Origin of the sequence: Streptomyces sp. MUM 203J (genome assembly GCF_022414595.1) — a bacterium.
In the GTDB taxonomy this organism is placed as follows: Bacteria; Actinomycetota; Actinomycetes; order Streptomycetales; family Streptomycetaceae; genus Streptomyces.
In genome coordinates this window covers 130,026-155,976 of the sequence record NZ_JADWYO010000005.1, presented here as the reverse complement: position 1 = coordinate 155,976, position 25,951 = coordinate 130,026, and the positions used below count along the sequence as shown (strand labels likewise).

Here is a 25,951-nt window from a genome sequence, read left to right as displayed (position 1 = left end):
TCGAACGGTCACCGGCGATCCCGCCGGTCTCGTGCCACGCATGTCTCTGGGGGGACACACACCCATGCCATCCAGTTCGCGACCCCGTTCGCTGCATGTTCTCGCCGCCGTCCTGCTGGGCTCCTCCCTGGCGCTGGCCGGGTGCAGCGGCGAGGGCGGGGGCACCGAGTCGACCGCCGACCGCGCCGCGGCGCGTCCCGCCGAGGGCAACCCGGGGGCAGCGCCCGGGTACGACGGTTCAGGCGCGTCGTCCGCCGGCGAGCAGAAGGAGGAGAGCGCGGCCCGGGACGCCAAGGGGAAGCCCGCCGTGCCGCAGCAGCACGTCATCCGCACCGCCGAACTGCACGTGGAGGTGAAGGACGCCGACAGGGCACTGGCCAGGGCCCGTACGGTCACCGAGAACGCGGGCGGACACGTGGCCAACGAGTCCACCACGCGGCGCGGCGAGAGGGGGCTCAGCTCCCGGATCGTCCTGCGGGTGCCGCAGCAGGAGTACGAGGCGGTGCTGGAGGAGTTGTCGGGCGCGGGGAAGCTGCGCTCCCGGAAGGCGGACGCCAAGGACGTCACCGACCAGGTGGTGGACGTCCAGAGCCGGATCGCGACCCAGCGGGCCAGCGTGGCGCGGGTCCGTGAGCTGATGGACAAGGCGGAGCGGCTGAGCGACGTGGTGACCCTGGAGGGGGAGCTGAGCCGCCGTCAGTCCGACCTGGAGGCGCTGCTGGCCCAGCAGGCGTCGCTGAAGGACCGCACGTCCATGGCGACGGTCACCCTGGAGCTGACCGAACCGGACCCCGCGGAGAAGGACACGGACGAGGACGGCGCGCCGGGCGTGCTGGACGCACTGCGCGGCGGCTGGGGCGCGCTCGTGGCGGCGGGCACCTGGCTCGTGATCGTCCTGGCGGCGCTGGCCCCGTGGCTGGCGGTGCTGGCGGCGGGGTACGCGGTGTGGCGCCTGGTGGTGCGCCCGCTGCGGCGGCGCGGGCGCGTGGCGGCGCGCACGGAACAGCCCGGGTCTCCGGCTGCGGAGGCGGCGCTTCCGCCGTTCCCGGGCCCGGCGGCGGCCGAGCCGGGTGCCTCGGAGGCGGACCGGGGCTGAGGCCCTCTCCCCGGCCCGGCTCCTCCGGGCGGAGCCGTGTTCCGCCGGACGGGCCGGGATCCGTGGGGCAAGGTGGCCCCATGGCGACACCGACAGGACACGCGGGGCGGCAGCGGCTGGTCGTCGTCGGGGGCGACGCGGCGGGCATGTCCGCCGCGTCGCAGGCCCGGCGGCTGAAGGGGCCGGACGAACTGGAGATCGTCGCGTACGAGCGCGGCCACTTCACCTCGTACTCGGCCTGCGGGATCCCGTACTGGGTCGGTGGCGACGTGCCCGCCCGGGACCGGCTGGTCGCCCGGTCGCCGGAGGAGCACCGGGCACGCGCCATCGACGTGCAGATCCGCACCGAGGTGACCGAGCTGGACCTGGACCGGCGGCGGGTGCGGGCCCGGGATCTGGAGTCGGGGCGCGAGGTGTGGACCCCGTACGACCGGCTGGTGCTGGCGACCGGCGCCCGTCCGGTGCGGCCGCCGCTGCCCGGCATCGACGCTCCGGGGGTGCACGGGGTGCAGACCCTGGACGACGGGCAGGCGCTGCTGGACACCCTGACCGCCGCGCGCGGGCGGCGGGCGGTCGTCGTCGGTGCCGGGTACATCGGCGTGGAGATGGCCGAGGCGCTGCTGAGGCGGGGGTACGAGGTCACCGTGCTGGACATGGCCGAGGAACCCATGTCGACCCTGGACCCCGACATGGGCCGGCTCGTCCGGAAGGCCATGGAGGGCATGGGCGTCACGGTCGTGGGCGGCGCACCGGCCACCGCCGTCGGGACGGGCCCGGACGGCCGGGTGCGGACGGTGGCGGCCGGGGGCGTGGAGTACCCGGCGGACGTGGTGGTGCTGGGCATCGGCGTGGAGCCGGAGACCTCACTGGCGCGGGCGGCGGGCCTGCCGCTGGGCGCGTCCGGCGGGTTGCTCACCGACCTGTCGATGCGGGTGCGGGGGCGGGAGGACGTCTGGGCGGGCGGCGACTGCGTCGAGGTGCTGGACCTGGTGTCCGGCCGGGAGCGGCACATCCCGCTGGGCACGCACGCCAACAAGCAGGGCCAGGTCATCGGTGCGAACGTGGGCGGCGGGTACGGGACGTTCCCGGGTGTGGTCGGTACGGCGGTGAGCAAGGTGTGCGACCTGGAGATCGCCCGCACGGGGCTGCGGGAGCGGGACGCCCGGGCGGTGGGCCTCCGGTTCGTCACGGCGACCGTCGAGGCGACGAGCCGCGCGGGCTACTACCCGGGCGCGGCGCCCATGACGGTGAAGATGCTGGCGGAGCGGCGCACCGGCCGCCTGCTGGGCGTCCAGATCGTGGGCCGGGAGGGCGCGGGCAAGAGGGTCGACATCGCGGCGGTCGCCCTGACGGCCGGGATGACGGTGGAACAGGTCGCCGCCCTGGACCTGGGCTACGCACCGCCGTTCTCCCCGGTGTGGGACCCGGTCCAGGTGGCCGCCCGCAAGGCGGTGGCGGCGGCCGGGAGGGCGGGGGCGGTCCGGTGACCAGCGTCAGGGAGCCGTCGGCGGTTCGCGCGAGCCGCCCGGCGTGCTGCGGGCGACGCCGACGGGCCGGGCCCGGCGACCGCAGGGCATCCGGCTGGTGACCACCCGGCCCGGCGAAGCGCTCCGGACCGGGGCGTCGGTGCGGCGTGTCCGGCGGTTCCCAGCCGCCACGCCGCTAGGACACGGGAAGGGGGACGTACCACTCCGCCTGGACGTAGCGGTCTCCCGGCCTCACGAACACTCTGATCCGCCCGCCGTCGGCGACCTTCTCGACGCGGACCCGGTACGTGACGCGGACCGTGTCACCCGGCGCGAGCGGCCGCGCGACCCGGTCGTCCTGCCGGTCCATGGGCAGGCTCATGCTCTTGTCCGGATCGGAGGACCAGATCCGGAGCGAGCCGTGGGCAGTGGGTTCGCTGCCGGTGCCGCGGAGGGTCACGGTCATCTCCACGGTGCTGCCGCGCTCGGTGCGGCGCGCCGCGGAGACGCGCACCTCCAGGCCGTCGTCGTAGCGGGCGGCGGCGCCGGGAGCCGTGGGTGCGCCCGCGCACGGAGCGCCGCAGCCCAGGTCCCGCTCCGACAGCGCGCCGGAGAAGAGACCGGTCCCGACGACGACGAGGCCGACCAGGCCGAGCAGCACCGGGAGGCAGCGGAGCTTGCCCGCGACGGCGCCCACGGGCCCCTCAGGTCAGCGGGCCGTGCGCGTGTGGACGTGCTCCACCAACCGCGTCAAGGCGTCCGGGTCCGTCGTCGGGAGCACCCCGTGGCCCAGGTTGAAGACGTGGCCCTCCAGCCCGGACGCCGCGCGCAGCACCTCGTCGGTCTGGGCCTCCACCGCCTCGCGCGGGGCGAACAGGACGGCCGGGTCCAGGTTTCCCTGGAGGGCCTTGCCGGGACCCACCCGGCGCGCGGCCTCGTCGAGGGGGACGCGCCAGTCCACGCCGACCACGTCCGCGCCCGCCTCGCCCATGAGGCCGAGCAGCTCGCCCGTTCCGACGCCGAAGTGGATGCGCGGTACGCCGTACGAGGCGACCGCGTCGAAGACCTTGGCGGACGCGGGCATGACGGAGCGCCGGTAGTCGGCGGGGGCGAGGGCGCCGACCCAGGAGTCGAAGAGCTGGACCGCGGAGGCGCCCGCTTCGATCTGGACCTTCAGGAACGCCGCCGTGATCTCCGCGAGCCGGTCGAGGAGGTCGGCCCACAGCCCGGGGTCGCCGTACATGAGTGCCTTGGTGTTCTCGTGGTTGCGCGACGGGCCGCCCTCCACGAGGTAGCTCGCGAGGGTGAAGGGCGCGCCCGCGAAACCGATGAGGGGGGTGCCGCCGAGCTCACCCGTGAGCATGCCGATGGCCTCGGTGACGTACGCGACGTCGTCCGGCGTCAGGTCACGCAGCCGGGCCAGGTCCTCGCGGCGGCGGACCGGCTCCGCGACGACAGGGCCGACCCCGGGCTTGATGTCCAGGTCGATGCCGATGGCCTTGAGCGGGACCACGATGTCGCTGAAGTAGATCGCGGCGTCCACCTTGTGACGGCGGACCGGCTGCAGCGTGATCTCGGTGACCAGATCGGGCCGCATGCAGGACTCCAGCATGGGGATGCCCTCGCGGACCTTCAGGTATTCGGGGAGTGAGCGCCCCGCCTGGCGCATGAACCAGACCGGCGTGTGCGGCACCGGTTCGCGTCGGCACGCCTTGAGGAAGGCGGAGTCGTACGTCTGCGGCTGGCTCTGCTGCGTCTGGTGGCCCGAGGGGCGGGTGTTGGCACTCACGCCCCGCATCTTCGCATGTGTGCGTCCACGGTCTCGCGGGGCGGCCGAACCGCGGCTGGTGTCTCTCCCTGCGGACGAGCCCGGTTGCGCCTACTCTTCCCCGCATGGCTGCGGCTCAGGGACAGTTTTCCAACACTTCCGGCGGTATCGAGGGCATGGGCGGCGGTGAGGGCGGTCCGGCGCCGTACGCGTTCCGTATGGCGGTGGACGCGCTGCGGGCGGCGCGCCCGCGGGCGGAGATCGAACTGGACCCGACGCGCCCTCCCCAGCGGCTGGCCCCGTACGCCTACGCCCTGGAGGCGGCGGCGGTCGAGGACGGCGAGGATCTGGCGGACGGGCGGCTGGTGCTGCTGCACGACCCGGCCGGGCACGAGGCATGGCAGGGCACGTTCCGGCTGGTGACGCTGGTGCGGGCGGAGCTGGAACCGGAGATGGCGGCGGACCCGCTGTTCCCGGAGGTGTGCTGGTCCTGGCTGACGGGGGCACTGGACGCGCGGGGGCTGGCCTACGGGGCGGAGGGCGGGACCGTCACGCGTGCGGGCTCGTACTACTTCGGAGGGCTGGCGGAGCGCCGTCCGGCGACGCAGATCGAGATCCGGGCGTCCTGGACGCCGCGTGAGGGCCGGGGCGGAGTGCCGGACGCGGCGGCGCATCTGGCGGCGTGGGGCGATCTGCTGTGCCAGGTGGCGGGACTGCCCCCGGCCGGTGCGGGCGGGGTGGACGGCGGGCCGGGGATCGTGTCGCTGCCCCAGCGCCGGGGGCCGCACCACCCGTAGGCGGCGTTTCGGCGTCCCCTGGGCCGTCCGTGTGTTCCCCCGGCTGACCCGCACGGAGGACAGCGGGCGGTTCGCTCGTAGGATGATCGCTCATGCGTCCGAATTGTCCTGATTGTTACTCACGAAATCGTGATCTTCCCCTAAAGGAGGGTGGGGTTGCTGCCGAAGAGGTCTGTGACCCTATCTGCACGGTTCGCCCCGGCCACTTCCCCGAGCCGGGCAGTGTCCCGCACCTTCCCAGGAGGCCTGGTGTCCGTTCTCCTCGAGCAGCCCGCAAGCCTGGTCGCCTACCGCCCGAACAAGCCGACGGCCATGGTCGTCGTGGCCGACCCGCGCGTCCGCTCCACCGTGACCCGCCACCTGTGGGCGCTCGGAGTGCGCGACGTCATCGAGGCGTCGTCCATCGCGGAGGCCCGTCCCCGTATCGGCAACCCCCGTGACATCTGTGTCGCGGACGTCCACCTGCCCGACGGTTCCGGGCTCACCCTGCTGTCCGAGACCCGCGCCGCCGGCTGGCCCAACGGCCTGGCCCTGTCGGCCGCCGACGACATCGGCGCCGTACGCAACGCCCTGGCGGGCGGCGTCAAGGGTTATGTCGTCACCGGCACCCGTACGAACATCGGGCACCCGACCCGGCCGGGCGCCGCACCCATCGGGTCCGCCGCGGCCCGGCTGCACCGCCGCCCTCCGGGCGCCCCGGGGCACCCCGGCGGCTACCGCGAGCTGTCGGGGCGCGAGGTCGAGGTGCTCCGGCTGGTGGCTGAGGGCCAGTCGAACAAGGCCATCGGCGTCTCGATGGGCCTGTCCGCGCTCACCGTGAAGAGTCACCTCGCCCGGATCGCCCGCAAGCTGGGCACCGGCGACCGGGCCGGCATGGTCGCGGTGGCGCTCCGTACCGGCATCATCCACTGACAGTCGTCCCCCCGTTCACGCGCCCGTCGACGGAACGTTCCGTCGACGGGCGCCTTCCGTTCACAGATACCCTTGACAGGTGACCGACGCCCGAGACACCGCAGCTAAGACATCACTGCGAACCGCCGGGGGCGGCCCTCCGGACGACGGCGTCGCAGCCGAGGGGGCCGCCGCTGTGGGCCGCGCTCCCACCGCACCGGCCTCGCCGCCCGCCCCCGGGCCGGTTTCCGAGCCCGACCCGCAGCCCGGCACCGAGCCGGTGCCCCTGCTGGAGCCCCGCGAGGGCATTCCTCCCGTCGTCGCCGACGCCGACGCGCTGGCGCAGGTCATCGAGACTTTCGCCGAGGGGACCGGCCCTGTCGCCGTCGACGCCGAGCGGGCGTCCGGCTACCGCTACGGCCAGCGCGCCTACCTGGTGCAGCTGCGCCGCGAGGGCGCCGGGACCGCGCTGATCGACCCGGTCGGCTGCCCCGACCTGTCGGCGCTCGGCTCGGCACTGGACGGCACCGAGTGGATCCTGCACGCCGCGACCCAGGACCTGCCGTGCCTGCGGGAGATAGGCATGGTGCCGAGCGAGCTGTTCGACACCGAACTGGCCGGGCGCCTCGCGGGCTTCCCGCGCGTGGGCCTCGGTGCCATGGTCGAGTCCGTCCTCGGATTCGTCCTGGAGAAGGGGCACTCCGCGGTGGACTGGTCCACCCGCCCTCTGCCCGAGCCCTGGCTCCGGTACGCGGCGCTGGACGTCGAGCTGCTCGTCGACCTGCGGGACGCGCTGGAGAAGGAGCTGGACCGGCAGGGCAAGCTGGAGTGGGCCCGCCAGGAGTTCGCCGCGATCGCCGCCGCGCCGCCGCCGCCCCCGCGCAAGGACCCCTGGCGCCGTACGTCGGGGATGCACAAGGTGCGCCGCCGTCGCCAGATGGCCGTCGTGCGGGAGCTGTGGACGACCCGGGACCGCATCGCCCAGCGGCGGGACGTGTCACCGGGCAAGGTGCTGAGCGACGCCGCGATCGTGGAGGCCGCGCTGGCGCTGCCGTCGAACGTGGCCGCGCTGACCGCGCTGCCCGGCTTCGGCGCCCGGATGGGCCGCCGCCAGCTGGAACAGTGGCAGGCGGCCGTCGACCGGGCCAAGGCGCTGCCCGACAGCGGGCTGCCCCAGCCCGGCCAGCCCGTGGCGGGCCCTCCCCCACCGCGCTCCTGGGCGGACAAGGACCCGGCCGCCGCGGCCCGGCTGTCGGCGGCCCGGGCGGCGGTGTCGGCTCTGGCCGAGGAGCTGAACCTGCCGCAGGAGAACCTGATCACGCCCGACACGGTGCGCCGTGTCTGCTGGGAGCCCCCGGAGGACCCGGCCGCCGAGTCGGTGGCCGGGGCGCTCGCCGGATACGGGGCGCGGCCGTGGCAGATCGAACAGGTGACACCGGAGCTGGTGAAGGCCCTCCGCAGCAGGAAGGCCTGAGCGGCCCGCCCCGGGCGGATCCCGTCACCGGAAGGGCGCCCCCGGGTTCGTACGGAGTCCGTACGAACCCGGGGGCGCCCTTCCTTCTGCGTGGGGGCGCGGGAGCGCGTCCCCGGTGTGCGCGCCGGTTCGGCGGGGCGCCCGGTCGTCAGGCGGCGGTCCCGCGCGGCCAGGGCCGCCGAACGGTGCGGTTCCAGGCAGTGCCACGGCCGGACAGGAACCCGGGCTGTGCGGGGCCGTGCCCTCTGTACGGGCCTCGCCCGCCGTGCGGGGCCGTACGTGTGACGTTCGCCGCTCCGGGCCGGGGGGCTGGGCAGGCTGGTTACCCACAAGTAGCATGAACCTGAGCGCGCGCTCAGCGCACGCGCCGCAGCAGTGCCATCCCGCACCCTGGAGGAGAGCCATCGTGCCTCGTACCGTCAGGGACGTCGTCTTCGTCGACGGCGTCCGCACCCCGTTCGGCAAGGCGGGCCCGAAGGGCATCTACCACGAGACCCGCGCCGACGATCTCGTTGTGAAGGCCATCCGGGAGCTGCTGCGCCGCAACCCCGGCCTCGACCCGAAGCAGATCGACGAGGTCGCCATCGCCGCGACCACGCAGATCGGTGACCAGGGCCTGACCCTCGGCCGGACCGCGGGCATCCTCGCGGGCCTGCCGGAGTCGGTGCCGGGCTACTCGATCGACCGCATGTGCGCGGGCGCGCTGACCGCGGTGACGACCACCGCCGGTTCCATCGCCTTCGGCGCGTACGACGCGGTGATCGCCGGCGGTGTCGAGCACATGGGCCGCCACCCCATGGGCGAGGCCGTCGACCCGAACCCGCGCTTCGTGTCGGAGAAGCTGGTCGACGAGTCGGCCCTGTTCATGGGCATGACCGCGGAGAACCTGCACGACCGGTACCCGCAGATCACCAAGCAGCGTGCCGACGAGTACGCCGTGCGCTCCCAGGAGAAGGCCGCCAAGGCGTACGCCGACGGCAAGATCCAGCAGGACCTGGTGCCGATCTCGGTGCGCCGCACCACCCCCGAGGCGGGCGAGACCGGCTGGGGCATGGTCACCGCCGACGAGCCGATGCGCCCGGGCACCACGCTGGAGAACCTGGCCGGTCTCAAGACCCCGTTCCGCGTGCACGGCCGGGTCACCGCCGGTAACGCCGCGGGGCTCAACGACGGCGCCACCGCGTCGATCATCGCGTCCGAGGACTTCGCCCGCGAGAACGGCCTCCCGGTCAAGATGCGACTCGTCTCGTACGCCTTCGCCGGCGTCGAGCCCGAGGTCATGGGCTACGGCCCGATCCCGGCCACCGAGAAGGCGCTCGCCAAGGCGGGCCTGGCCATCGGCGACATCGGCCTGTTCGAGATCAACGAGGCCTTCGCCGTCCAGGTCCTGGCCTTCCTCGACCACTACGGCATCGCGGGCGACGACGCGCGCGTCAACCAGTACGGCGGCGCGATCGCGTTCGGTCACCCGCTGGCCTCCTCCGGCGTCCGGCTGATGACCCAGCTGGCCCGCCAGTTCGAGGAGCAGCCCGAGGTCCGCTACGGCCTCACCACCATGTGCGTCGGCTTCGGCATGGGCGCCACGGTCATCTGGGAGAACCCGCACCACAAGGACGCCGGAGGCAGCAAGTGAGCACCACCGCTGAGCTTTTGAAGAAGGCGGCCGAGCTGTTCCCGGACGAGGTCGTCACGAGCGCGCACGTACGCCACTTCGACCTGCCGTTCGGCGCCGGCCGCTTCGCGCTGATCACCCTGGACAACGGCTTCGACCACACCAAGCCGACCACCTTCGGCCCGCAGTCGCTCGCCAACCTGAACACGGCGATCGACCAGGTCGAGAAGGAGGCCGCCGAGGGCGAGATCGTCGGTGTCGGCCTGACCGGCAAGCCGTTCATCTTCGCCGTGGGCGCCGACCTCAAGGGCGTCGAGCTGCTGAAGCAGCACGAGGAGGCCCTGGCCATCGGCAAGGGCGGCCACGACGTCTTCAAGCGCCTGGCCGCGCTGGCCGTCCCCACCTTCGCGTACTACAACGGCGCGGCGATGGGCGGCGGTGTCGAGGCCGGTCTGCACTGCACCTACCGGACCGTGTCGAAGGCCCTGCCGGCCTTCTCGCTCCCCGAGGTTTTCCTGGGCCTGGTCCCGGGCTGGGGCGGCTGCACGATCCTGCCGAACCTGATCGGCGCCGACAAGGCCGTCTCGGTCGTCATCGAGAACTCGCTGAACCAGAACCGCCAGCTCAAGGGCAAGCAGGTCTTCGAGCTGGGCATCGCGGACGCGATCTTCGAGGGCGCGGACTTCCTGGAGCAGTCGCTCCTCTGGACCGCGAAGGTCCTGAAGGGCGAGGTCGCCGTCGAGCGTCCCGAGGTGGACCGCGGCGAGGCGTGGGACGCCGCCGTGGCCCGCGGCCGGTTCATCGCGGACGGCAAGGTGCACGGCGCGGCCCCGGCCGCCTACCGGGCCCTCGACATCATCGAGGCCGCCAAGGACGGCGACCTCCAGAAGGGCTTCGACGCCGAGGACCAGGCCCTCGCGGACCTGATCATGGGCGGCGAGCTGCGCTCCGGCATCTACGCCTTCAACCTGGTACAGAAGCGCGGCAAGCGCCCGGCCGGCGCACCGGACAAGAGCCTGGCCCGACCGGTCACCAAGGTCGGCGTCGTCGGCGCCGGTCTGATGGCCTCGCAGCTCGCCCTGCTCTTCCTGCGCCGCCTCGAGGTCCCGGTCGTCCTCACGGACATCGACCAGGAGCGCGTCGACAAGGGTGTGGGCTATGTCCACGCCGAGATCGACAAGCTGCTCGGCAAGGGCCGCATCAACCAGGACAAGGCCAACCGTCTGAAGGCGCTGGTCACCGGTGTCCTGGACAAGGCCGAGGGCTTCGCGGACGCGGACTTCATCATCGAGGCCGTGTTCGAGGAGATGTCCGTCAAGCAGAAGGTGTTCGCCGAGGTCGAGGCGGTCGCCCCGGCGCACGCGATCCTCGCCACCAACACCTCCTCGCTGTCGGTGTCCGAGATGGCCTCCAAGCTCCGCCACCCGGAGCGGGTCGTCGGATTCCACTTCTTCAACCCGGTCGCCGTGCTGCCGCTGCTGGAGATCGTCCGCGGTGAGCAGACCGACGACGCGTCGCTGGCCACGGCCTTCGGCGTCGCCAAGAAGCTGAAGAAGACGGCCGTGCTGGTGAAGGACGCCCCGGCGTTCGTCGTCAACCGCATCCTGACCCGTTTCATGGGCGAGATCCAGAACGTCATCGACGAGGGCACCTCCGTGGAGACCGCCGAGAAGGCCGTCGAGCCGCTCGGTCTGCCGATGTCGCCGCTGGTGCTGCTGGAGCTGGTCGGCCCCGCGATCGGTCTGCACGTGTCGGAGACCCTGAACCGCTCCTTCCCGGACCGCTTCACGGTGTCCCCGAACCTGAAGGCCGTCGTCGAGGCCGGGAAGCGCGGCTTCTACGTGTACGACTCCGGCAAGCCGGAGCTGGACCCGGAGGTCGCGGCGCTGCTCAAGCAGGGCGACGTCGTGCTGACCGAGGAGCAGGTGCGCGACCGCGTCCTGGACGCGGTCGCGCAGGAGATCGGCCTGATGCTCGACGAGGGCGTGGTGGCCGAGGCGCAGGACATCGACCTGTGCCTGATCACCGGTGCCGGCTGGCCCTTCCACCTGGGCGGCATCACGCCGTACCTGGACCGTGAGGGTGTCTCCGAGCGGGTGAACGGCAAGCGGTTCCTGGCGCAGGGCGTGGCGAGCGTCCCGGCGTAACCGACTGCCGCCGAGTCCGACGGGCCGCACGGGGACTGTCCCCGTGCGGCCCGCTCGTCCGTTCCCGCCTCTTCCCGGACGGGGGTGAAGAGGGGGGCAGCCCCTTACGCGGCGGAAGCCGCGCAACGGTTCCGCCGGGAAGGAGCAGGACCCGGGAAGGACCGCCCGGGGCTCAGCCCTCCTGGACCAGCACCTCCAGGATGCCGTCGCCGAACTTCGCCAGCTTGTTCTCGCCCACGCCGCTGACCGCGCCCAGCTCGGCCAGGCTTCCCGGCCGTGCCGTCGCGATCTCCCGCAGCGTCGCGTCATGGAAGATGACGTACGCGGGCACGCCCTGCTCCTTGGCCGTGGCGCCCCGCCAGGCGCGCAGGCGCTCGAAGACCGGCAGTGCCTCCGCGGGCAGGTCCACGGGCGCGGGCTTCTTCCTGCCGCCGGACGCGCCCCTGGGCGCCCTCGCGGGCTTCTCCGGCTCGCTGCGCAGCAGCACCTCACGCCGACCGCCCAGGACATCGGCGGAGTCGTCGGTCAGCACCAGTGTGTTGAACTCGCCCTGCACGGCCAGCAGCCCCTGCGCGAGAAGCTGGCGGGCGACTCCCCGCCACTGGGCCTCGCCGAGGTCCGCGCCGATCCCGAAGACGCTCAGCGCGTCATGGTCGAAGCGCAGCACCTTCGCGGTCCTGCGGCCCAGCAGGATGTCGACGATCTGGCCGACGCCGAACGACTGGTTCCGCTCGCGCTTGAGCCGTACGACGGTCGACAGCAGCTTCTGCGCGGCGATCGTGCCGTCCCAGGACTTCGGCGGGGTCAGGCAGGTGTCGCAGTTGCCGCACGCGGTGGCACCCTCCTGGCCGAAGTACGCGAGGAGCCGCACCCGCCGGCACTCGACGGTCTCGCACAGCGCGAGCATCGCGTCCAGATGTGCGGCCAGCCGGCGCCGGTGCTCGGCGTCGCCCTCAGACGTGTCGATCATGCGGCGCTGCTGCACGACGTCGTTGAGCCCGTACGCCAGCCACGCCGTGGACGGCAGGCCGTCGCGGCCCGCGCGGCCGGTCTCCTGGTAGTAGCCCTCGACGGACTTCGGCAGGTCGAGGTGTGCGACGAACCGGACGTCGGGTTTGTCGATGCCCATGCCGAACGCGATCGTGGCGACCACCACGAGCCCGTCCTCCCGCAGGAACCGCGCCTGGTTCGCGGCACGGACACGGGCGTCGAGCCCGGCGTGGTACGGGACGGCGTCGACGCCGTTCTCGGCCAGGAACGCGGCGGTCTTCTCCACCGAGGCCCGGGACAGGCAGTACACGATGCCCGCGTCGCCCGCGTGCTCGCCCTTCAGCAGCGCGAGGAGCTGCTTCTTCGGCTCGTTCTTCGGCTCGATGCGGTACTGGATGTTCGGCCGGTCGAAACTGGCGACGAAGTGCCGGGCGCCCTGGAGGTTCAGCCGGGAGGCGATCTCCCCGTGCGTGGCCCGGGTGGCGGTCGCGGTGAGCGCGATACGGGGCACGTCGGGCCAGCGCTCGTGGAGCTGGGACAGCTGGAGGTAGTCCGGCCGGAAGTCGTGGCCCCACTGGGCCACGCAGTGCGCCTCGTCGATGGCGAACAGAGCGATCTTCCCGCGCTCCAGCAGCCGCAGTGTGGAATCGACCCGCAGCCGCTCGGGCGCGAGATACAGCAGGTCCAGCTCTCCCGCCGCGAACTCCGCCTCCACCAGTCGCCGCTCGTCCAGGTCCTGAGTGGAGTTGAGGAACCCCGCCCTCACACCCAGTGCGCGCAGGGCGTCGACCTGGTCCTGCATCAGGGCGATGAGGGGCGAGACGACGACCCCGACCCCGGGCCGCACGAGGGCGGGAATCTGGTAGCAGAGCGACTTTCCGCCACCGGTCGGCATGAGGACGAGCGCGTCGCCACCGCCTATGACGTGCTCGATGATCTCCCGCTGCTCGCCTCGGAAGGAGTCGTAGCCGAAAACCCGGCCGAGGACGTCCAGGGCCGGGTCGCCGCCCGGGATGGCCGGGGCGGTACCGGAAGCTTGGGGAGAAGTCATTCGGCAATAGTACGAGCGCCGAACGGCACCGGGACAAAACCGGCCGTCGCCTGTGGATAACGTGGGTCCCATGTCCGAGCCCGCAGACCGTCCCCTGCTGATCGTCGACGGCGCCAACGTCGTCGGTTCCGTGCCCGACGGCTGGTGGCGGGACCGCCGCGGCGCCGCCGAGCGCCTGCGCGACCGGCTGGCGGGCTACGCCGGCGGCGTCCCGGGGCTGCTGCCCGGGCCGGTCGAGATCGTCCTCGTGGTGGAGGGCCGGGCCAGGGGCGTGGAGCCGGTCCCGGGCGTCCGCGTGGTGTCGGCGCCGGGCAGCGGGGACGACACGATCACGGACCTCGCGCGTGACGCGGCGCCCCGCCGGTGTGTCGTCGTCACAGCCGACCGCGCGCTGCGCGCGAGGGTCGCGGAGCACGGCGCGGAGTGCGCCGGTCCGCGCGCCGTTCGCTCCTGAAGGGTGACGGTTGTCCGGATATCGGCTGGCCACCTCCCCCCGGCGCCCCGGGAACATGGTGGTGCGGCCCGGACCAGACCACTCCGAGCCGCGTGTCACGGCCACATGTGTCACGACCGGGGCAACACCCCAGGGGGAACACCCAGATGAAGCACATCAGGCACACCCTGCACACCCTCAGGAAGACCGCCGCCGCAGGCGTCGCGCTCGCCGCGGGCGGTGTCCTGGCGCTCAGCGGCAGCGCCCAGGCCACCGACCAGGGCGCCTCCTACATGGGCTGTCCGTCCGGCTACGTCTGCCTCTACCCGAACGCGAGCTGGAACGGCGGCAACCCGAGCCACAAGTGGTACAGGTACGGCTCGTACAACCTCTCCAACCAGTACGGCATGAAGCGGTTCTTCAACAACCAGACCGGCGACGCCAAAGCCCGCAACTGTCTGGGCACCAACGGCACCCGCTGCCTGGGCAACCAGCGCGCGGGCACCTACGCGGACTACGACTACACCCCGTACAACTCGGTGAAGCTGGAGCCCTGACGGGCCCGGGGCGAAGGGCCGGTGGGACCGCCCCGTACGGGGTGATCCCACCGGCCCCGGCAGCGGTTCCGGCGGCCGTCAGTCCCGGATGGGCTCGACCTCCGCGCCCGCCTCGTCCTCGTACCGGCCGTCGAGCCTGGCGACCAGGCCGGTGACCTGGCGCGCGATGTCGGGAGCGGTCAGGCCGATCTCCGCGAGGACCTCCTTGCGGGAGGCGTGGTCCAGGAAGCGCGGCGGGATACCGAAGTCCCGCAGCGGCATGTCGACGCCCGCATCCCTCAGGGCCTGGGCGACGGCGCTGCCGACGCCGCCGGCCCGGCCGTTGTCCTCGACGGTGACGACGACCCGGTGGCGCTCCGCGAGCGGGGCCATGGCCTCGTCGACCGGCTTGACCCAGCGCGGGTCCACGACCGTCGTGGAGATGCCCTGCTTGTCGAGCAGGTCCGCGATCTCCAGGCACATCGGGGCCAGCGCGCCCACGGACACCAGAAGGACATCAGGCGTGTCGGTGTCCGCCTCGCGCAGCACGTCCATGCCGCCGACCCGGCGCACGGCCTCCACGGCCGGGCCGACCGCGCCCTTGGAGTAGCGCACCACCGTCGGGGCGTCCTCGACCGCGACGGCCTCGCGGAGCTGGGCACGCACCTGTTCGGCGTCGCGCGGCGCGGCGATCCGCAGGTTGGGCACCACCTGGAGGATCGACATGTCCCACATGCCGTTGTGGGAGGCGCCGTCGGTGCCGGTGACCCCGGCCCGGTCCAGTACGAACGTCACGCCGCAGTCGTGCAGGGCGACATCCATCAGGACCTGGTCGAAGGCCCGGTTGAGGAACGTGGCGTAGACGGCGACGACCGGGTGCAGCCCGCCGGTGGCGAGGCCCGCGGCGGAGACGGCGGCGTGCTGTTCCGCGATGCCGACGTCGTACACGCGGTCGGGGAAGGCCTTGGCGAACTTGTCCAGGCCGACGGGCTGGAGCATGGCCGCCGTGATGGCGACGACGTCCTCGCGCTCCTTGCCCAGCTCGACCATCTCGTCGGCGAAGACGGAGGTCCAGTCGGCGCCGGAGGAGGCGATGGGCAGACCGGTGTCGGGGTGGATCTTGCCGACGGCGTGGAAGCGGTCCGCCTCGTCCTGGAGGGCGGGCTGGTAGCCGCGGCCCTTCTCGGTGAGGCAGTGCACGATGACCGGGCCGCTGAAGCGCTTGGCGCGCTGGAGCGCGGACTCGACGGCGGCCAGGTCGTGGCCGTCGACCGGGCCGACGTACTTGAGACCGAGGTCCTCGAAGAGACCCTGGGGCGCGATGAAGTCCTTCAGGCCCTTCTTGGCGCCGTGCAGCGTCTCGTACAGGGGCTTACCCACGACCGGGGTGCGGTCCAGGATGTCCTTCGTGCGGGCCAGGAACCGCTCGTAGCCGTCCGTCGTACGGAGGGTTGCGAGGTGGTTGGCGAGGCCGCCGATGGTGGGCGCGTAGGAGCGCTCGTTGTCGTTGACGACGATGACCAGGGGCCGGTCCTTGGCGTCCGCGATGTTGTTGAGCGCCTCCCAGGCCATGCCGCCGGTGAGGGCTCCGTCCCCGATGACGGCGACGACGTGGTCACCCCTGCCGAGGACCTCGTTGGCCTTGGCGAGGCCGTCGGCCCAGCCGAGGACCGTCGAGGCGTGCGAGTTCTCGATGACGTCGTGCTCGGACTCGGCACGCGCCGGGTAGCCGGACAGGCCGCCCTTCATCTTCAGCTTGGAGAAGTCCTGGCGGCCGGTGAGCAGTTTGTGCACGTACGACTGGTGGCCCGTGTCCCACAGGATGCGGTCCTGCGGGGAGTGGAAGACGCGGTGCAGGGCGATGGTCAGCTCCACCACACCGAGGTTGGGGCCGAGGTGGCCGCCGGTCTTGGAGACCGCGTCCACGAGGAACGTGCGGATCTCCGAGGCCAGCTGCTCCAGCTGCTCCGGGGAGAGCCGGTCGAGATCGCGCGGTCCCCTGATGCGGGTCAGCAAGGCCACCCGTGCCTCCTTGTGTGTCGAGCGTGCGTGTCGAGCTGGTCTGGTCGATCCGGATCGGGCGAGCCGATTCCGCTGAGTCTAATGTTCCGTCCCGGACTGTGGACATCGGGCCGTACGTCGCCGGTCACACCGATGATCACACCATCGGCCGACAGGTCGTACACGTATGTGCCGACGTACCGGACATACCGATGTACCAGGACGCGCGCGTGCCCGGCGCCGGTTCCCCGGCGCCGGGCACATGAGGCGTGCGCGGACGTGAGATACGCCGCTCCTCGGGCCGCTATGCGCGGCCGGCGTCCTTCTGGGTGCGGCGGGACACCGAGTCGATCACGACGGCGGCGAGCAGCACGGCACCGGTGATCATGTACTGGATCTCACTGGCCATGCCGAGCATGTTCAGGCCCTGCTGGATCGACTGGATGACGATCATGCCGAGCAGCGCGGACCAGACCTTGCCCCGGCCGCCGAAGAGGCTGGTGCCGCCGATCACGGCTGCGGCGATGACCAGCATCAGGGTGTTGCCGCCGCCGAGGCTCTTGCTGGCGCCGCTCTGGAGGCTGGCGATGAACAGGCCGCCGAAGGCGCCGAGCATGCCGGAGATGCCGAACACGGTGATCCGGACCCGGTCGACGTTGATGCCGGCGCGGCGGGCGGCCTCGGAGCTGCCGCCGACCGCGAAGACCTGGCGGCCGAAGGTGGTGCGGCGGGCCACGAAGTCCGCGAGCACCAGGACGCCCAGGAAGATCACCAGGGCCAGCGGGAGCCCCCGGGCACCGGCGGGCTCGTTCAGTACGTACGCGACGGCGAAGCACAGGACGGCAACGAAGGCGGTCCGCAGCACGATCTCGCCGGCCGGGCGGCCGAGCAGACCGGCGGCGCGGCGGCGCCTGCCCTCCCGCAGCAGCGAGCCGCCGTAGGCGAGGACCGCGGCCAGGGCGAGGCCGTAGGCGGCGGCCTTGTCGGCGAAGAAGTAGCCGGTCAGGTCTTCGACGACGCTGCCGGACGGCACGTTGATGGTGCCCTCGGAGCCCAGCAGCCAGATCTGGAAGCCGCTCCAGGCCAGGAAGCCGGCGAGGGTCACGACGAAGGCCGGCACCCCGACCTTGGCGAAGAAGAAGCCGTGCAGCAGGCCTATGGCGAGGCCGGACAGCAGGGCGAGGACGATGGCCAGCCAGTCGTTGAGGCCGCCGTTCACGGCGAGGACGGCCCAGACCGCGGCGCCGACGCCCGCGACGGAGCTGACCGAGAGGTCGATCTCTCCGAGGATGAGGACGAACACGATACCGACGGCCATGATGCCGAGGCCCGCGCTGTAGACGGCGATGTTCGCCAGCGAGCTGGCGGACAGGAAGTTGCCGTTCTGCGACTGGAAGACGACGGCGATGACGACGAGCCCGATGAGGACCGGCAGGGAGCCCAGCTCACCGCCGCGCACCTTGCGGCCGAACTCGGTCAAGTAACCCCTGAGGCCCTCCTCGCGGACGAGGAGCCGGGGGTCGACGGCCGGGGCGGGCCCGGCGGAGCCGTTGCCGCCGTTCCCGGCGGCGTGGGCGCCGCCCTGGCGCCTGGGGGTCTTGGTGAGGTCGCTCACTGTGCGTCCCCCTTCGCGGCGGTACGGGCCTGGCGGCGCGTGACGGCGTTGTCCGTGGCGCCGGTGATGGCGGCGACGATGTCTTCGTGGGAGGTGTCCTTGACGTCGAAGACACCGTTGTTGCGGCCGAGGCGCAGAATGGCGGCGCGGTCGGCGACGGCCCGTACGTCGGCCATGTTGTGGGTGATGAGGATGACGCCGTGGCCGTTCTCGCGGAGCCGCTCGACGAGGTCGAGCACCTGGGCGGTCTGCTCCACGCCGAGGGCGGCGGTGGGCTCGTCGAGGATGACGACCTTGGGGTTGCCGATCAGGGCGCGGGCGATGGCGACGACCTGGCGCTGTCCGCCGGAGAGTGAGGCGACCGGGATACGGACGCTCGGGATCCGGATGGAGAGGGTGTCCAGGAGTTCCTTGGCGCGCTTCTCCATCGCGATCTCGTCGATGACGCCGGCGCGCCGGATCTCGGTGCCGAGGAAGAGGTTGGCGACGACGTCGAGGTTGTCGCAGAGCGCGAGGTCCTGGTAGACGGTGGCGATCCCGAGCCCCTGGGCGTCGTGCGGCCGGGTGACCCGCACGGGCCGCCCCTCCCACTCGATGGCGCCCTCGTCGATCGGGTGGACGCCCGAGATGGTCTTGACGAGGGTGGACTTGCCGGCGCCGTTGTCGCCCAGCAGGGCGACAACCTCACCGGCGTGGATCTCCAGGTCTACGTCGGTGAGCGCCTGGACGGCGCCGAACCGCTTGGAGACTCCGCGCAACGCCAGCACGGGCGTAGCGGACACGTGAATCATCTCCTTCACCCCGCCCCTGTCCGGCGGGGGATGGTGGTCGTGCGAAAGCGTGGAGGGCGAGCGCGCCAAGGGGCGACGGGATCCGTGCGGCGCGTTCAGGGCCGGCCGGCGCTCGAGGACAAGCGCCGTTCGGGCGCGTTGCAGCCCGTCGGACGTCCGGAACCGGCTCCCCCCGGCTCTGCGAGCCGGGGGCTGCCTACGAGGCGTGGTACGGGGTCCGGGGCGGGGCCCCGGTCCGGGAAGGGGGTGGGGGGAAACGCCGCCGGTGGTCGGCCACCGGCGGCACCGTCCCGCGACGGTTACTTGATCCCCGCGTCCTCACACGCGGTCTTGTACTCCGCCGTGCAGATGTCGGCCGCCGAGTACACCTTGTCCAGGATGATCGTGTCCGCGATCTTGTCCTTGGTCACGATCTGCGCGTCGTAGAGCTTCGCCGGGATGTTCTTGAACTCACCCGTCAGGCTGGTGACCTTCGACGGCGTGAGGTGCTCCCACTTGTCGCCCTTCAGCAGCGCGACGGCGATCTCCGCGGTCGTCTCGGCCTCGGGGCGGATCTGCTTGTAGATCGTGAAGGACTGGTCGCCCTTCAGGATCCGCTGCAGACCGGCGAGCTCGGCGTCCTGGCCGCCGACGGGGACCTTGACGCCCTGCTTGCCGAGGGCGGTGATGATGCCGCCGGCCATGCCGTCGTTGGCGGAGTAGACGGCCTGGAAGCCGTCCTTGCCGAGGGCGTCGATCGCGGCGCCCATCTTGCGGCTGGCCTCGTCCGGCGACCAGTCCGGGATGTCCTGCTCGTAGACGATCTTCCCGACCTGCTTGTCCAGGACGCTGTGCGCGCCCCTCTTGAACAGCGGGGCGTTCGGGTCGGTCGGGGAGCCGTTGATCATGACGATCTCGGCGTCCTTCGCCTTGTCGCCCAGCGCCTTGACGAGGCCCTCGCCCTGGAGGCGACCGATCTTCTCGTTGTCGTAGGAGACGTACGCGGCGATCGGGCCCTCGGCCAGCCGGTCGTACGCGACGACCTTCACGCCCTTCTTCTCGGCCTGCTGCACCCAGGACTTGGTGGCCTTGTAGTCGACCGCGTCCAGGATGATGACCTTGACGCCCTGCGTGACGAGCGCGTCGAACTGCTTCTTCTGCGTCTCGGTGTCCTGCGCGGCGTTGTTGTACTTGACCTCGCAGTCCTCGCAGAGTTCCTTGATCTTCTCCTCGATGATCGGGCGGTCGAAGGTCTCGTAGCGCGTGGTCTTGTTCTCCGGGAGCAGCAGACCGATGGTCTTGCCGTCACCGCCGTCACCGGCCGTGTCCGAGTCTCCGGCCTGCCCACAGGCGGCGAGGGACAGGGCCATGGAGACCGCGGCCGTACCTATGACAACGCGTCGCGTCATTGCGTTCATTCTGGGGTTACCTCCCTGACGAGGCCGCGACGTTGCGGCCGAGGTGGCTGTGAGTCAACTCGGCCGCTGCCCTCACCGTCAAGGAGTAAATCCTTAACGAGATGACAACGGTGCCATGCGTTCTTTAAGTGAACGCAGCCGTCGCGGCCCTGGCGGCATCCCTCGCGGTGGCCTGATGCGAGTTCTCCAACAGGGTCGAATCGCCCATTTCGCTCAGCACCAGGGCGAGCGCGCCCAGCACCTCGGCGCGCCCCCCGAGCGCCCCCGGCGCCACCGCCAACTGCCGTGCGGCACTGGGGATCGCGTACCGCGACACGGACTCGCGGATGGGGCCGAGGACCAGCTCGCCGGCCTCCGCGAGGTCGCCGCCCAGCACGACCCGGCTCGGGTTCAGCAGGTTGCAGAGGTTGGCCACCCCGCTGCCGATGTGCCGCCCCACGTCCGCGACGACCCGGCGGCACCCCGGGTCGCCCTCGCGGGCCAGCTGGACGACCCGCTCCATGGTGAGGTCGGGCCCGTGCCCCGGCTGGAGCAGCGGCAGCACGTACCGGGCGGCGGCGAAGGTCTCCAGGCAGCCGCGGTTGCCGCAGCGGCAGACGGGCCCGGACTCGTCGAGGGTGATGTGCCCGATCTCGCCCGCGGTGCCGCCCGGGCCCCGGTAGATCTGCCCGTCGATGACCAGCCCGGCGCCCACGCCGCTGGCGACCTTGATGTACGCGAGGTCGCGCACCCCCCGCCCGGCACCCCACACCAGCTCTCCGAGTGCACCGAGGTTGGCGTCGTTGTCGACGTGTACGGGGACGCCGAGCCGGGCGGACAGCTCCTGGCTGGGGTTGATGCCGCTCCAGCCCGGGAGGATCGAGGTGGAGCCGAGGGTGCCGGAGGAGACGTCGATCGGCCCGGGAACGCCCAGCCCCACCCCGATGACCTTGTCCAGGCTCGTGCCCGTGGTCGCGATGAGCCGTTTGACCAGCTGCTCCGCCCGGTCGAAGCCCTCCGCGCTGGAGGCGTCCACGTCCAGCGGCTCGGCCTCCTCCGCGAGCACCTGGTGGGCGAGGTTGCCGACAGCGACCCGCAGGTGGGTGTGGCCGAAGTCGACGCCGATGACGATGCCGGCGTCCCCGCTGAGCGAGACGCTGCGGGCCCGCCGGCCGCCGGCCGAGGTCGGGGTGACCTCGACGGTGCCGCCCTCCTTCAGCTCCCGCACGATGTTGGAGACCGTTGCGGCGGACAGCCCGGTGGCCCGGGCGATCTCCGCCTGGGTGAGCGAACCGGCCATCCGGACCGCTCGTACGACCCGCTCCAGGTTGGCCTTATGCAGTGATGTCTGCGACCCGGGAGTCTCCATCGACTCACTCACTCCTGCCGTTTTCTCCAACATGTGAACTCTAAGCTGAGCGTTTGCGGTTGCCTCCCGTCAAGGCCTTGAGCATCACGAAGCTCCGATGAGCAGGTATTTTCAGGCGAAACCCGGCATATCGGGAATCGCATATACGGATAGCGCCAGCCGGTGGCTGATTCCACCGGCCGGCGCTTCATGACCCGTAGACGGCTCGCGGTCTACTTCAGGGCGCCCGCCGTGAGCCCCGCCTGCACCTGCCGCTGGAAGACCGCGTACACGACCAGAACCGGCAGCATGGCGATGGTCATCCCCGCCATGAGCGCCCCCCAGTCGTTCTCGTAGCCGTTCTGCAACGCGATCATGGCGAGTCCCTGCGTCAGCACGTACGTGTCCTCCCGCTGGTTCAGCACCATCGGCAGCAGGTACTGGTTCCACTGCCCTAGGAAGTTGAAGATCCCGATGCTGATCAGACCGGGCTTCGCCATCGGCAGCATGACCTGGAAGAACGTCCGGGTGTGCGAGGCCCCGTCGATCATCGCCGCCTCCGCGACCGAGGTCGGCAGCGTACGGAAGAACGCGGTCATGAAGAACACGGTGAAGGGCAGCGAGTACGCGATGTACACCAGGATCAGCCCGTGGTACGAGGCCAGCAGGGAGCCGCCGGGAAAGTCCCGCAGCACGAAGAACAGCGGGATCACCAGCATGAACACCGGGAACGACATCCCGGCCACGAACAGGTAGTAGACGAGCCGGTTGCCCGGGAAGGAGAAACGGGCGAGCACGTAGGCGGCCATCGAGCCGAGCACCATCGTGCCGAGCACCGAGCCGCCGACCACGACGGCCGTGTTCAGGAAGTACCGGCCCATGCTCGCCTCGTTCCAGGCGTTGGTCCAGTTCTCCCAGTGGAACACGGTGGGCAGCCCCCACGGGTCGGTCAGGATGCCGTTGCTGTCCTTGAACGAACTCCACAGCACCCACAGCAGCGGCACCCCGACCATCAGGGCCCACAGCACCAGGATCCCGTGCGAGAAGACGTTCAGCACCCCGCCCTCGGACGAGCGCCCGGGGGTGGGCCCGAGCGCCCTGGTGAGGGATCCCGGCCGCTCGCCGTCCTCGTACACGCCGGGCGCGACCGGGTTCCCGGTCTTCTGGATCTCGTCGGTAGCCATCAGCAGCGCGTCCCCTCTGGTGCTCGATCAGTACTCGATCCGCTCACGGCGCCCGAGGCGCAGCGCGAGGACGGCGAAGGTCATGGTCACGAGGAGCATGGCGACGCCCATCGCGGCGGCGTAGCCGTACTGGCTGTCGCGGAACGCCGTCTGGTACAGCCGCAGCGGCATGACGTCGGTGGCGCCGTCGGGACCGCCCATGTTCACGGACATGATCTGCACGAGGGCGAAGGCGTCCAGCGCGATGATGCCCATGTACACCCAGCCGGTCTGCACCGTGTCCCACAGCAGGGGCAGGGTGATGCGGAAGAAGGTGGGGAACCGCCCGGCGCCGTCGAGCAGGGCGGCTTCGTAGATGTCGCGCGGGATGGACGCCATGGCGGCGGAGAACAGCACCACGTAGAAGCCGACGTTCCCCCACACCATCACGGCGCTGATGCACCACAGCGCGATGCTCTTCTCCCCCAGCCAGGCGTTCTGGAGACCGCCCAGGCCGAGGGTGCCCAGGAGCGAGTTGAGCATGCCGTCATCGGGGTCGGGGTTGTAGATGTTGAACCAGATGACGGCGATGATCGTGATGGAGATGACCTGCGGGAAGAAGAAGACGAACTGGTAGAGACGCGCCCCCGCGACCCCGGTCACGGAGTCTCCACGGCGCCGCCGGCCGCCTACGTTCAGCATGAAGGCGAAGAAGAGCCCGAGCCCTAGGGTCACGACCGGCACGAGCGCCAGCATGGAAACGTTGTGGCGCAGGGCGTTCCAGAAGTCGTCGCTGTCCCAGAGGCGCACGAAGTTGTCGAGGCCCACGAAGCGCGCGCTGCCGACGAGGCCGGACCAGTCGGTCATCGAGATCTGGAAGGCCTGGACGAACGGCGAGACGACGAAGACGCCGTAGACGAGCAGCGGCAGGGCCAGGAACCCCACGATGAATCGGTACTTGCCGTGTTGCATGGGCTCCCCGGCCCTCCCTGCTTCGCTTCCGGCTCTGCGGCCTCGTCGGTCCCGGATCGGTCGGTGCGCCGCTTCGGTCCGGGCACCGCTTCAGGCTGGTGCGCCGCCCGGCCGGCGCTCGGCTCAGCTGGTGCGCTTGAACTTGGTGACGTGGCTGTCCTGGGCCACCTTGTCGCTCTCGGCCTGCACCTTCCTGATCCAGTCGGCCGCCTTCAGCTCCCCCGCGAGGAGCTGGCCGGTGAGCCCGCCGATCTTGTCGTCGCTCAGCGCGGGGTACCAGTCCTGGAGCTGGATGGTGATGACGTCGTCGCCCGCCGCGCGGAACAGCGCGCTGGCGGAGGTGAGCCCCGGCGAGAGGGTGAGGCCTTCGGTGGCGTCCGTGACGCAGGTCAGGGACTTCACGCTGGTGGAGAAGTTCCGGGCGTGCTTCTCGGAGAGCATGATGCGGAGCATCTCCATGCCGCCGATGGGGTTCCTGCCCTTGGCGGCCACGACGTACGGCTCGCCGGGCTCGGCGCGTACGGCGCCGTGGGGCATGGCGTCGCCGGCGCCGCCGTCGAGCAGGCCGCCGACGGACATGCCGAAACCGTCCGGGGTGGTGGGCGCGGCCTCGTTCTCCAGCCAGGTGCCGTTCGGGATGAACACGGCCTTGCCCTTGGTCCAGGCGGTCTGGGACTGAATGTGCGTCAGGCCCTTGCTGCCCTCCAGGAAGCAGCCCTTGGCCGCGAGCTCCTCGTAGTGCTCGACGACCTGGCGGACCGCGTCGTTGGAGGTCCAGGCGCGCGGCTCCAGGTTGTCGATGGCGATCCACTTCTCCATGCCACCGATCTTGGCGATCTGCGGGAAGAGGGTGAAGTGGACGTAGTACGGATACTTTCCGGCGTACGTCCAGGGGGCGATGCCCTCCTTCTTGATCCGGCCGCAGAGGGCGACCATCTCGTCGAGGGTCCTGGGGTACGTCCAGCCGCGGTCGGCCATGAGCTTCTGCGAGTACCAGGTGCCGTAGATGGTGAAGGCGTAGAAGAGCACGTCGAAGGTGTCGCCGTGCCTCCCCTTCTCCAGGGTGCTGGGGTGGATGGTGTCCCGCACCTTCTTCGCGGGGTCGTCGAGGGACGGCGCGTCGAGCAGGGCGGCGAGGTCCTGGAGCTGGCCCTGGCTGGACAGTTTGTTGAGGTCGAGGTGGTCGGCGCCGTTGTTGTCGATGACGTCGGGCGGGTTGCCGCCGGCGAACCGGGGGGTGAGCTTGGGGCCGAGCTGCTGGGTGCCGGTGTGGGTGACCTCGGCCTTGTACATGGCCTTGTAGTCGGCCTCGGCGTCCTTGGCGTACTGGTCACCGAGCCCGCCCTTGAAGATGAACGCCTCCAGAGGGGCGCCCTCCTTGACGCCCAGCGGGTTCTTCGCGGTCTTCTCACCCGCGGGGGCGGGCCCCTGGTTCTGTCCGCCGTCTCCGCCGCCTCCGGTGGCGCAGGCGGAGAGCAGGCCCACGGCCGGGAGGGTGCCGAGCCCGAGCGCGGCGGATCGTCTGATCAGCGCACGCCGGCCGACTGCGTGCGGTTCGTGAGTGGATCCCATGCTGAAGTCCTCGCCTTCTCCAGGACTCAGGCGGTGCCCGGTCGCCCTTACGGCTCGCCTGAGGCGAAGGGCCCCGCCGCCGCGGTCTGTTGCAACTGGGTCGTGCCGAGTCGTCATGCCGAGTCGTGCAGGTCTGCGCAAGGTGTCGCTGGATACCGCCGGGCCGTGACCGGGGTCACGTCATCACGGATGCCGACAGGTATAGTCCACTGAACGTCCACGGGGCAAGATCGACAACACTTTCGGCCCGACTCTTTCCGCCGTCAGGCCGAGCGGGGCGCGGTAGCCGTGGGCGTGTCCGGCAGGGGCGTCGTGCCGCTGCGCGTGTCCGCCGGGAACCGGTGCCGGGCGTCACCGGCCCGGTACGGCGAGGCCGGGTCCCTGCGGCGCCCCGGGGCCCGCCCGGCATCCCGACGGTGCCCCGGCCGACGGCACCGAACAGCGCGTGCGGCTCGCGGAGTTCGCCGGTCCGGTCACACCGCCGGCGGGTGAACGGGGGCACCGGGACCGGCACCTGTGCGCGGCTCGGCGGCACGCGGGGGGCGGCCTGAAACGGACGCCGCGCGCAGCGGAGGGACGGCCCGTGGTGCACACCGCCGCCGATCGTGTACGGGGTGTGCGGCGGCGGCCCTGAGCAGAGCCGTCACAGGACCGCGGCGTCGGAACCGGCGCGCGGAAGGGCAGCGTGGCCCCTCCGCGTCCGCGGGCTGCCGGTGGCCGCCCCCCGCAGCCGGGCCGTCTCCGGCTCGCGCCCGGCGGCCTCCGGCTTCCGCTCCTCCTCCCCGCGGGGGCGCCGCCCGTCATGGGAGCCGGGACGCGTCCGGGCCGGTCGGCCCGGGGAAGCCGCCGTCC

General features: G+C 71.7%; 20 protein-coding genes. 9 read left to right on the top strand and 11 right to left on the bottom strand.

Annotated elements, in window-relative coordinates; genetic code table 11:
• The first annotated feature begins 64 nt into the window (after nt 1-64).
• The gene (locus I3F58_RS05330; RefSeq protein WP_240107015.1) at nt 65-1,096 is read left to right on the top strand and encodes a DUF4349 domain-containing protein; all 1,032 of its coding nucleotides are present in this window, start codon (nt 65-67) and stop codon (nt 1,094-1,096) included.
• 80 nt (nt 1,097-1,176) lie between these two features.
• Nucleotides 1,177-2,583: an FAD-dependent oxidoreductase gene (locus I3F58_RS05325; RefSeq protein ID WP_240107014.1), complete on the top strand. Its 1,407-nt coding sequence runs from the start codon at nt 1,177-1,179 to the stop codon at nt 2,581-2,583.
• A gap of 175 nt (nt 2,584-2,758) precedes the next feature.
• Here I3F58_RS05325 and I3F58_RS05320 read toward each other — a convergent pair whose 3' ends face one another.
• The gene (locus I3F58_RS05320; protein ID WP_240107013.1) at nt 2,759-3,259 is read right to left on the bottom strand and encodes a hypothetical protein; all 501 of its coding nucleotides are present in this window, start codon (nt 3,257-3,259) and stop codon (nt 2,759-2,761) included.
• Nucleotides 3,260-3,271: 12 nt separating this feature from the next.
• Nucleotides 3,272-4,351: a uroporphyrinogen decarboxylase gene (hemE, locus tag I3F58_RS05315; protein WP_240107012.1), complete on the bottom strand. Its 1,080-nt coding sequence runs from the start codon at nt 4,349-4,351 to the stop codon at nt 3,272-3,274.
• Between the two features lie 104 nt (nt 4,352-4,455).
• On the opposite strand from hemE, the gene I3F58_RS05310 reads away from it, so the two are divergent.
• The 5 genes from I3F58_RS05310 to I3F58_RS05290 all read left to right on the top strand — a co-directional run bounded on the left by I3F58_RS05310 (nt 4,456) and on the right by I3F58_RS05290 (nt 11,251).
• Nucleotides 4,456-5,127, top strand: a complete 672-nt coding sequence (locus tag I3F58_RS05310) for a DUF3000 domain-containing protein (protein ID WP_240107011.1) — start codon at nt 4,456-4,458, stop codon at nt 5,125-5,127.
• A 249-nt stretch (nt 5,128-5,376) separates the two neighbouring features.
• Entirely contained in the window at nt 5,377-6,039 is a 663-nt protein-coding gene (locus tag I3F58_RS05305) for a response regulator transcription factor (protein ID WP_240107010.1), read from the top strand.
• Between the two features lie 79 nt (nt 6,040-6,118).
• Nucleotides 6,119-7,492, top strand: a complete 1,374-nt coding sequence (locus I3F58_RS05300) for a ribonuclease D (RefSeq protein WP_240107009.1) — start codon at nt 6,119-6,121, stop codon at nt 7,490-7,492.
• Nucleotides 7,493-7,898: 406 nt separating this feature from the next.
• Entirely contained in the window at nt 7,899-9,125 is a 1,227-nt protein-coding gene (locus I3F58_RS05295) for an acetyl-CoA C-acyltransferase (protein ID WP_240107008.1), read from the top strand.
• Complete coding sequence (locus tag I3F58_RS05290; protein WP_240107007.1) at nt 9,122-11,251, top strand: 3-hydroxyacyl-CoA dehydrogenase NAD-binding domain-containing protein; 2,130 nt, start codon at nt 9,122-9,124, stop codon at nt 11,249-11,251. The genes I3F58_RS05295 and I3F58_RS05290 overlap by 4 nt, the downstream gene beginning before the upstream one ends.
• A gap of 172 nt (nt 11,252-11,423) precedes the next feature.
• Here the strand turns inward: I3F58_RS05290 and recQ are convergent, their stop codons facing one another.
• Nucleotides 11,424-13,292: a DNA helicase RecQ gene (gene recQ / locus I3F58_RS05285; RefSeq protein ID WP_240107006.1), complete on the bottom strand. Its 1,869-nt coding sequence runs from the start codon at nt 13,290-13,292 to the stop codon at nt 11,424-11,426.
• 70 nt (nt 13,293-13,362) lie between these two features.
• Between recQ and I3F58_RS05280 the strand changes: the two genes are divergently transcribed.
• Together I3F58_RS05280 and I3F58_RS05275 are read left to right on the top strand one after the other, a co-directional pair.
• Complete coding sequence (locus tag I3F58_RS05280) at nt 13,363-13,746, top strand: NTP pyrophosphohydrolase (RefSeq protein WP_240107005.1); 384 nt, start codon at nt 13,363-13,365, stop codon at nt 13,744-13,746.
• 146 nt (nt 13,747-13,892) lie between these two features.
• Complete coding sequence (locus I3F58_RS05275) at nt 13,893-14,282, top strand: hypothetical protein (protein ID WP_240107004.1); 390 nt, start codon at nt 13,893-13,895, stop codon at nt 14,280-14,282.
• Between the two features lie 78 nt (nt 14,283-14,360).
• On the opposite strand, the gene dxs is transcribed toward I3F58_RS05275, so the two are convergent.
• The 8 genes from dxs to ngcE form a co-directional block, all read right to left on the bottom strand.
• Nucleotides 14,361-16,283, bottom strand: a complete 1,923-nt coding sequence (dxs, locus tag I3F58_RS05270; RefSeq protein WP_240107003.1) for a 1-deoxy-D-xylulose-5-phosphate synthase — start codon at nt 16,281-16,283, stop codon at nt 14,361-14,363.
• A 283-nt stretch (nt 16,284-16,566) separates the two neighbouring features.
• Nucleotides 16,567-17,877: a sugar ABC transporter permease gene (locus I3F58_RS05265; protein ID WP_374207907.1), complete on the bottom strand. Its 1,311-nt coding sequence runs from the start codon at nt 17,875-17,877 to the stop codon at nt 16,567-16,569.
• Nucleotides 17,874-18,668 (bottom strand): ATP-binding cassette domain-containing protein, encoded by a 795-nt coding sequence (locus tag I3F58_RS05260; RefSeq protein ID WP_240107002.1) that lies wholly within the window; start codon nt 18,666-18,668, stop codon nt 17,874-17,876. Before I3F58_RS05260 ends, I3F58_RS05265 begins: the two co-directional genes overlap by 4 nt.
• Before the next feature lie 299 nt (nt 18,669-18,967).
• Nucleotides 18,968-20,065: a substrate-binding domain-containing protein gene (locus tag I3F58_RS05255; protein WP_374207906.1), complete on the bottom strand. Its 1,098-nt coding sequence runs from the start codon at nt 20,063-20,065 to the stop codon at nt 18,968-18,970.
• 124 nt (nt 20,066-20,189) lie between these two features.
• On the bottom strand, nt 20,190-21,413 hold the full coding sequence (locus I3F58_RS05250) for an ROK family transcriptional regulator (RefSeq protein ID WP_240107000.1): 1,224 nt from the start codon (nt 21,411-21,413) through the stop codon (nt 20,190-20,192).
• A gap of 212 nt (nt 21,414-21,625) precedes the next feature.
• Nucleotides 21,626-22,576, bottom strand: a complete 951-nt coding sequence (locus I3F58_RS05245; protein WP_240106999.1) for a carbohydrate ABC transporter permease — start codon at nt 22,574-22,576, stop codon at nt 21,626-21,628.
• A 27-nt stretch (nt 22,577-22,603) separates the two neighbouring features.
• Entirely contained in the window at nt 22,604-23,527 is a 924-nt protein-coding gene (locus tag I3F58_RS05240) for a carbohydrate ABC transporter permease (RefSeq protein WP_240106998.1), read from the bottom strand.
• A 123-nt stretch (nt 23,528-23,650) separates the two neighbouring features.
• The gene (gene ngcE, locus I3F58_RS05235) at nt 23,651-25,099 is read right to left on the bottom strand and encodes an N-acetylglucosamine/diacetylchitobiose ABC transporter substrate-binding protein (protein ID WP_240106997.1); all 1,449 of its coding nucleotides are present in this window, start codon (nt 25,097-25,099) and stop codon (nt 23,651-23,653) included.
• Between the last annotated feature and the right edge of the window lie 852 nt (nt 25,100-25,951).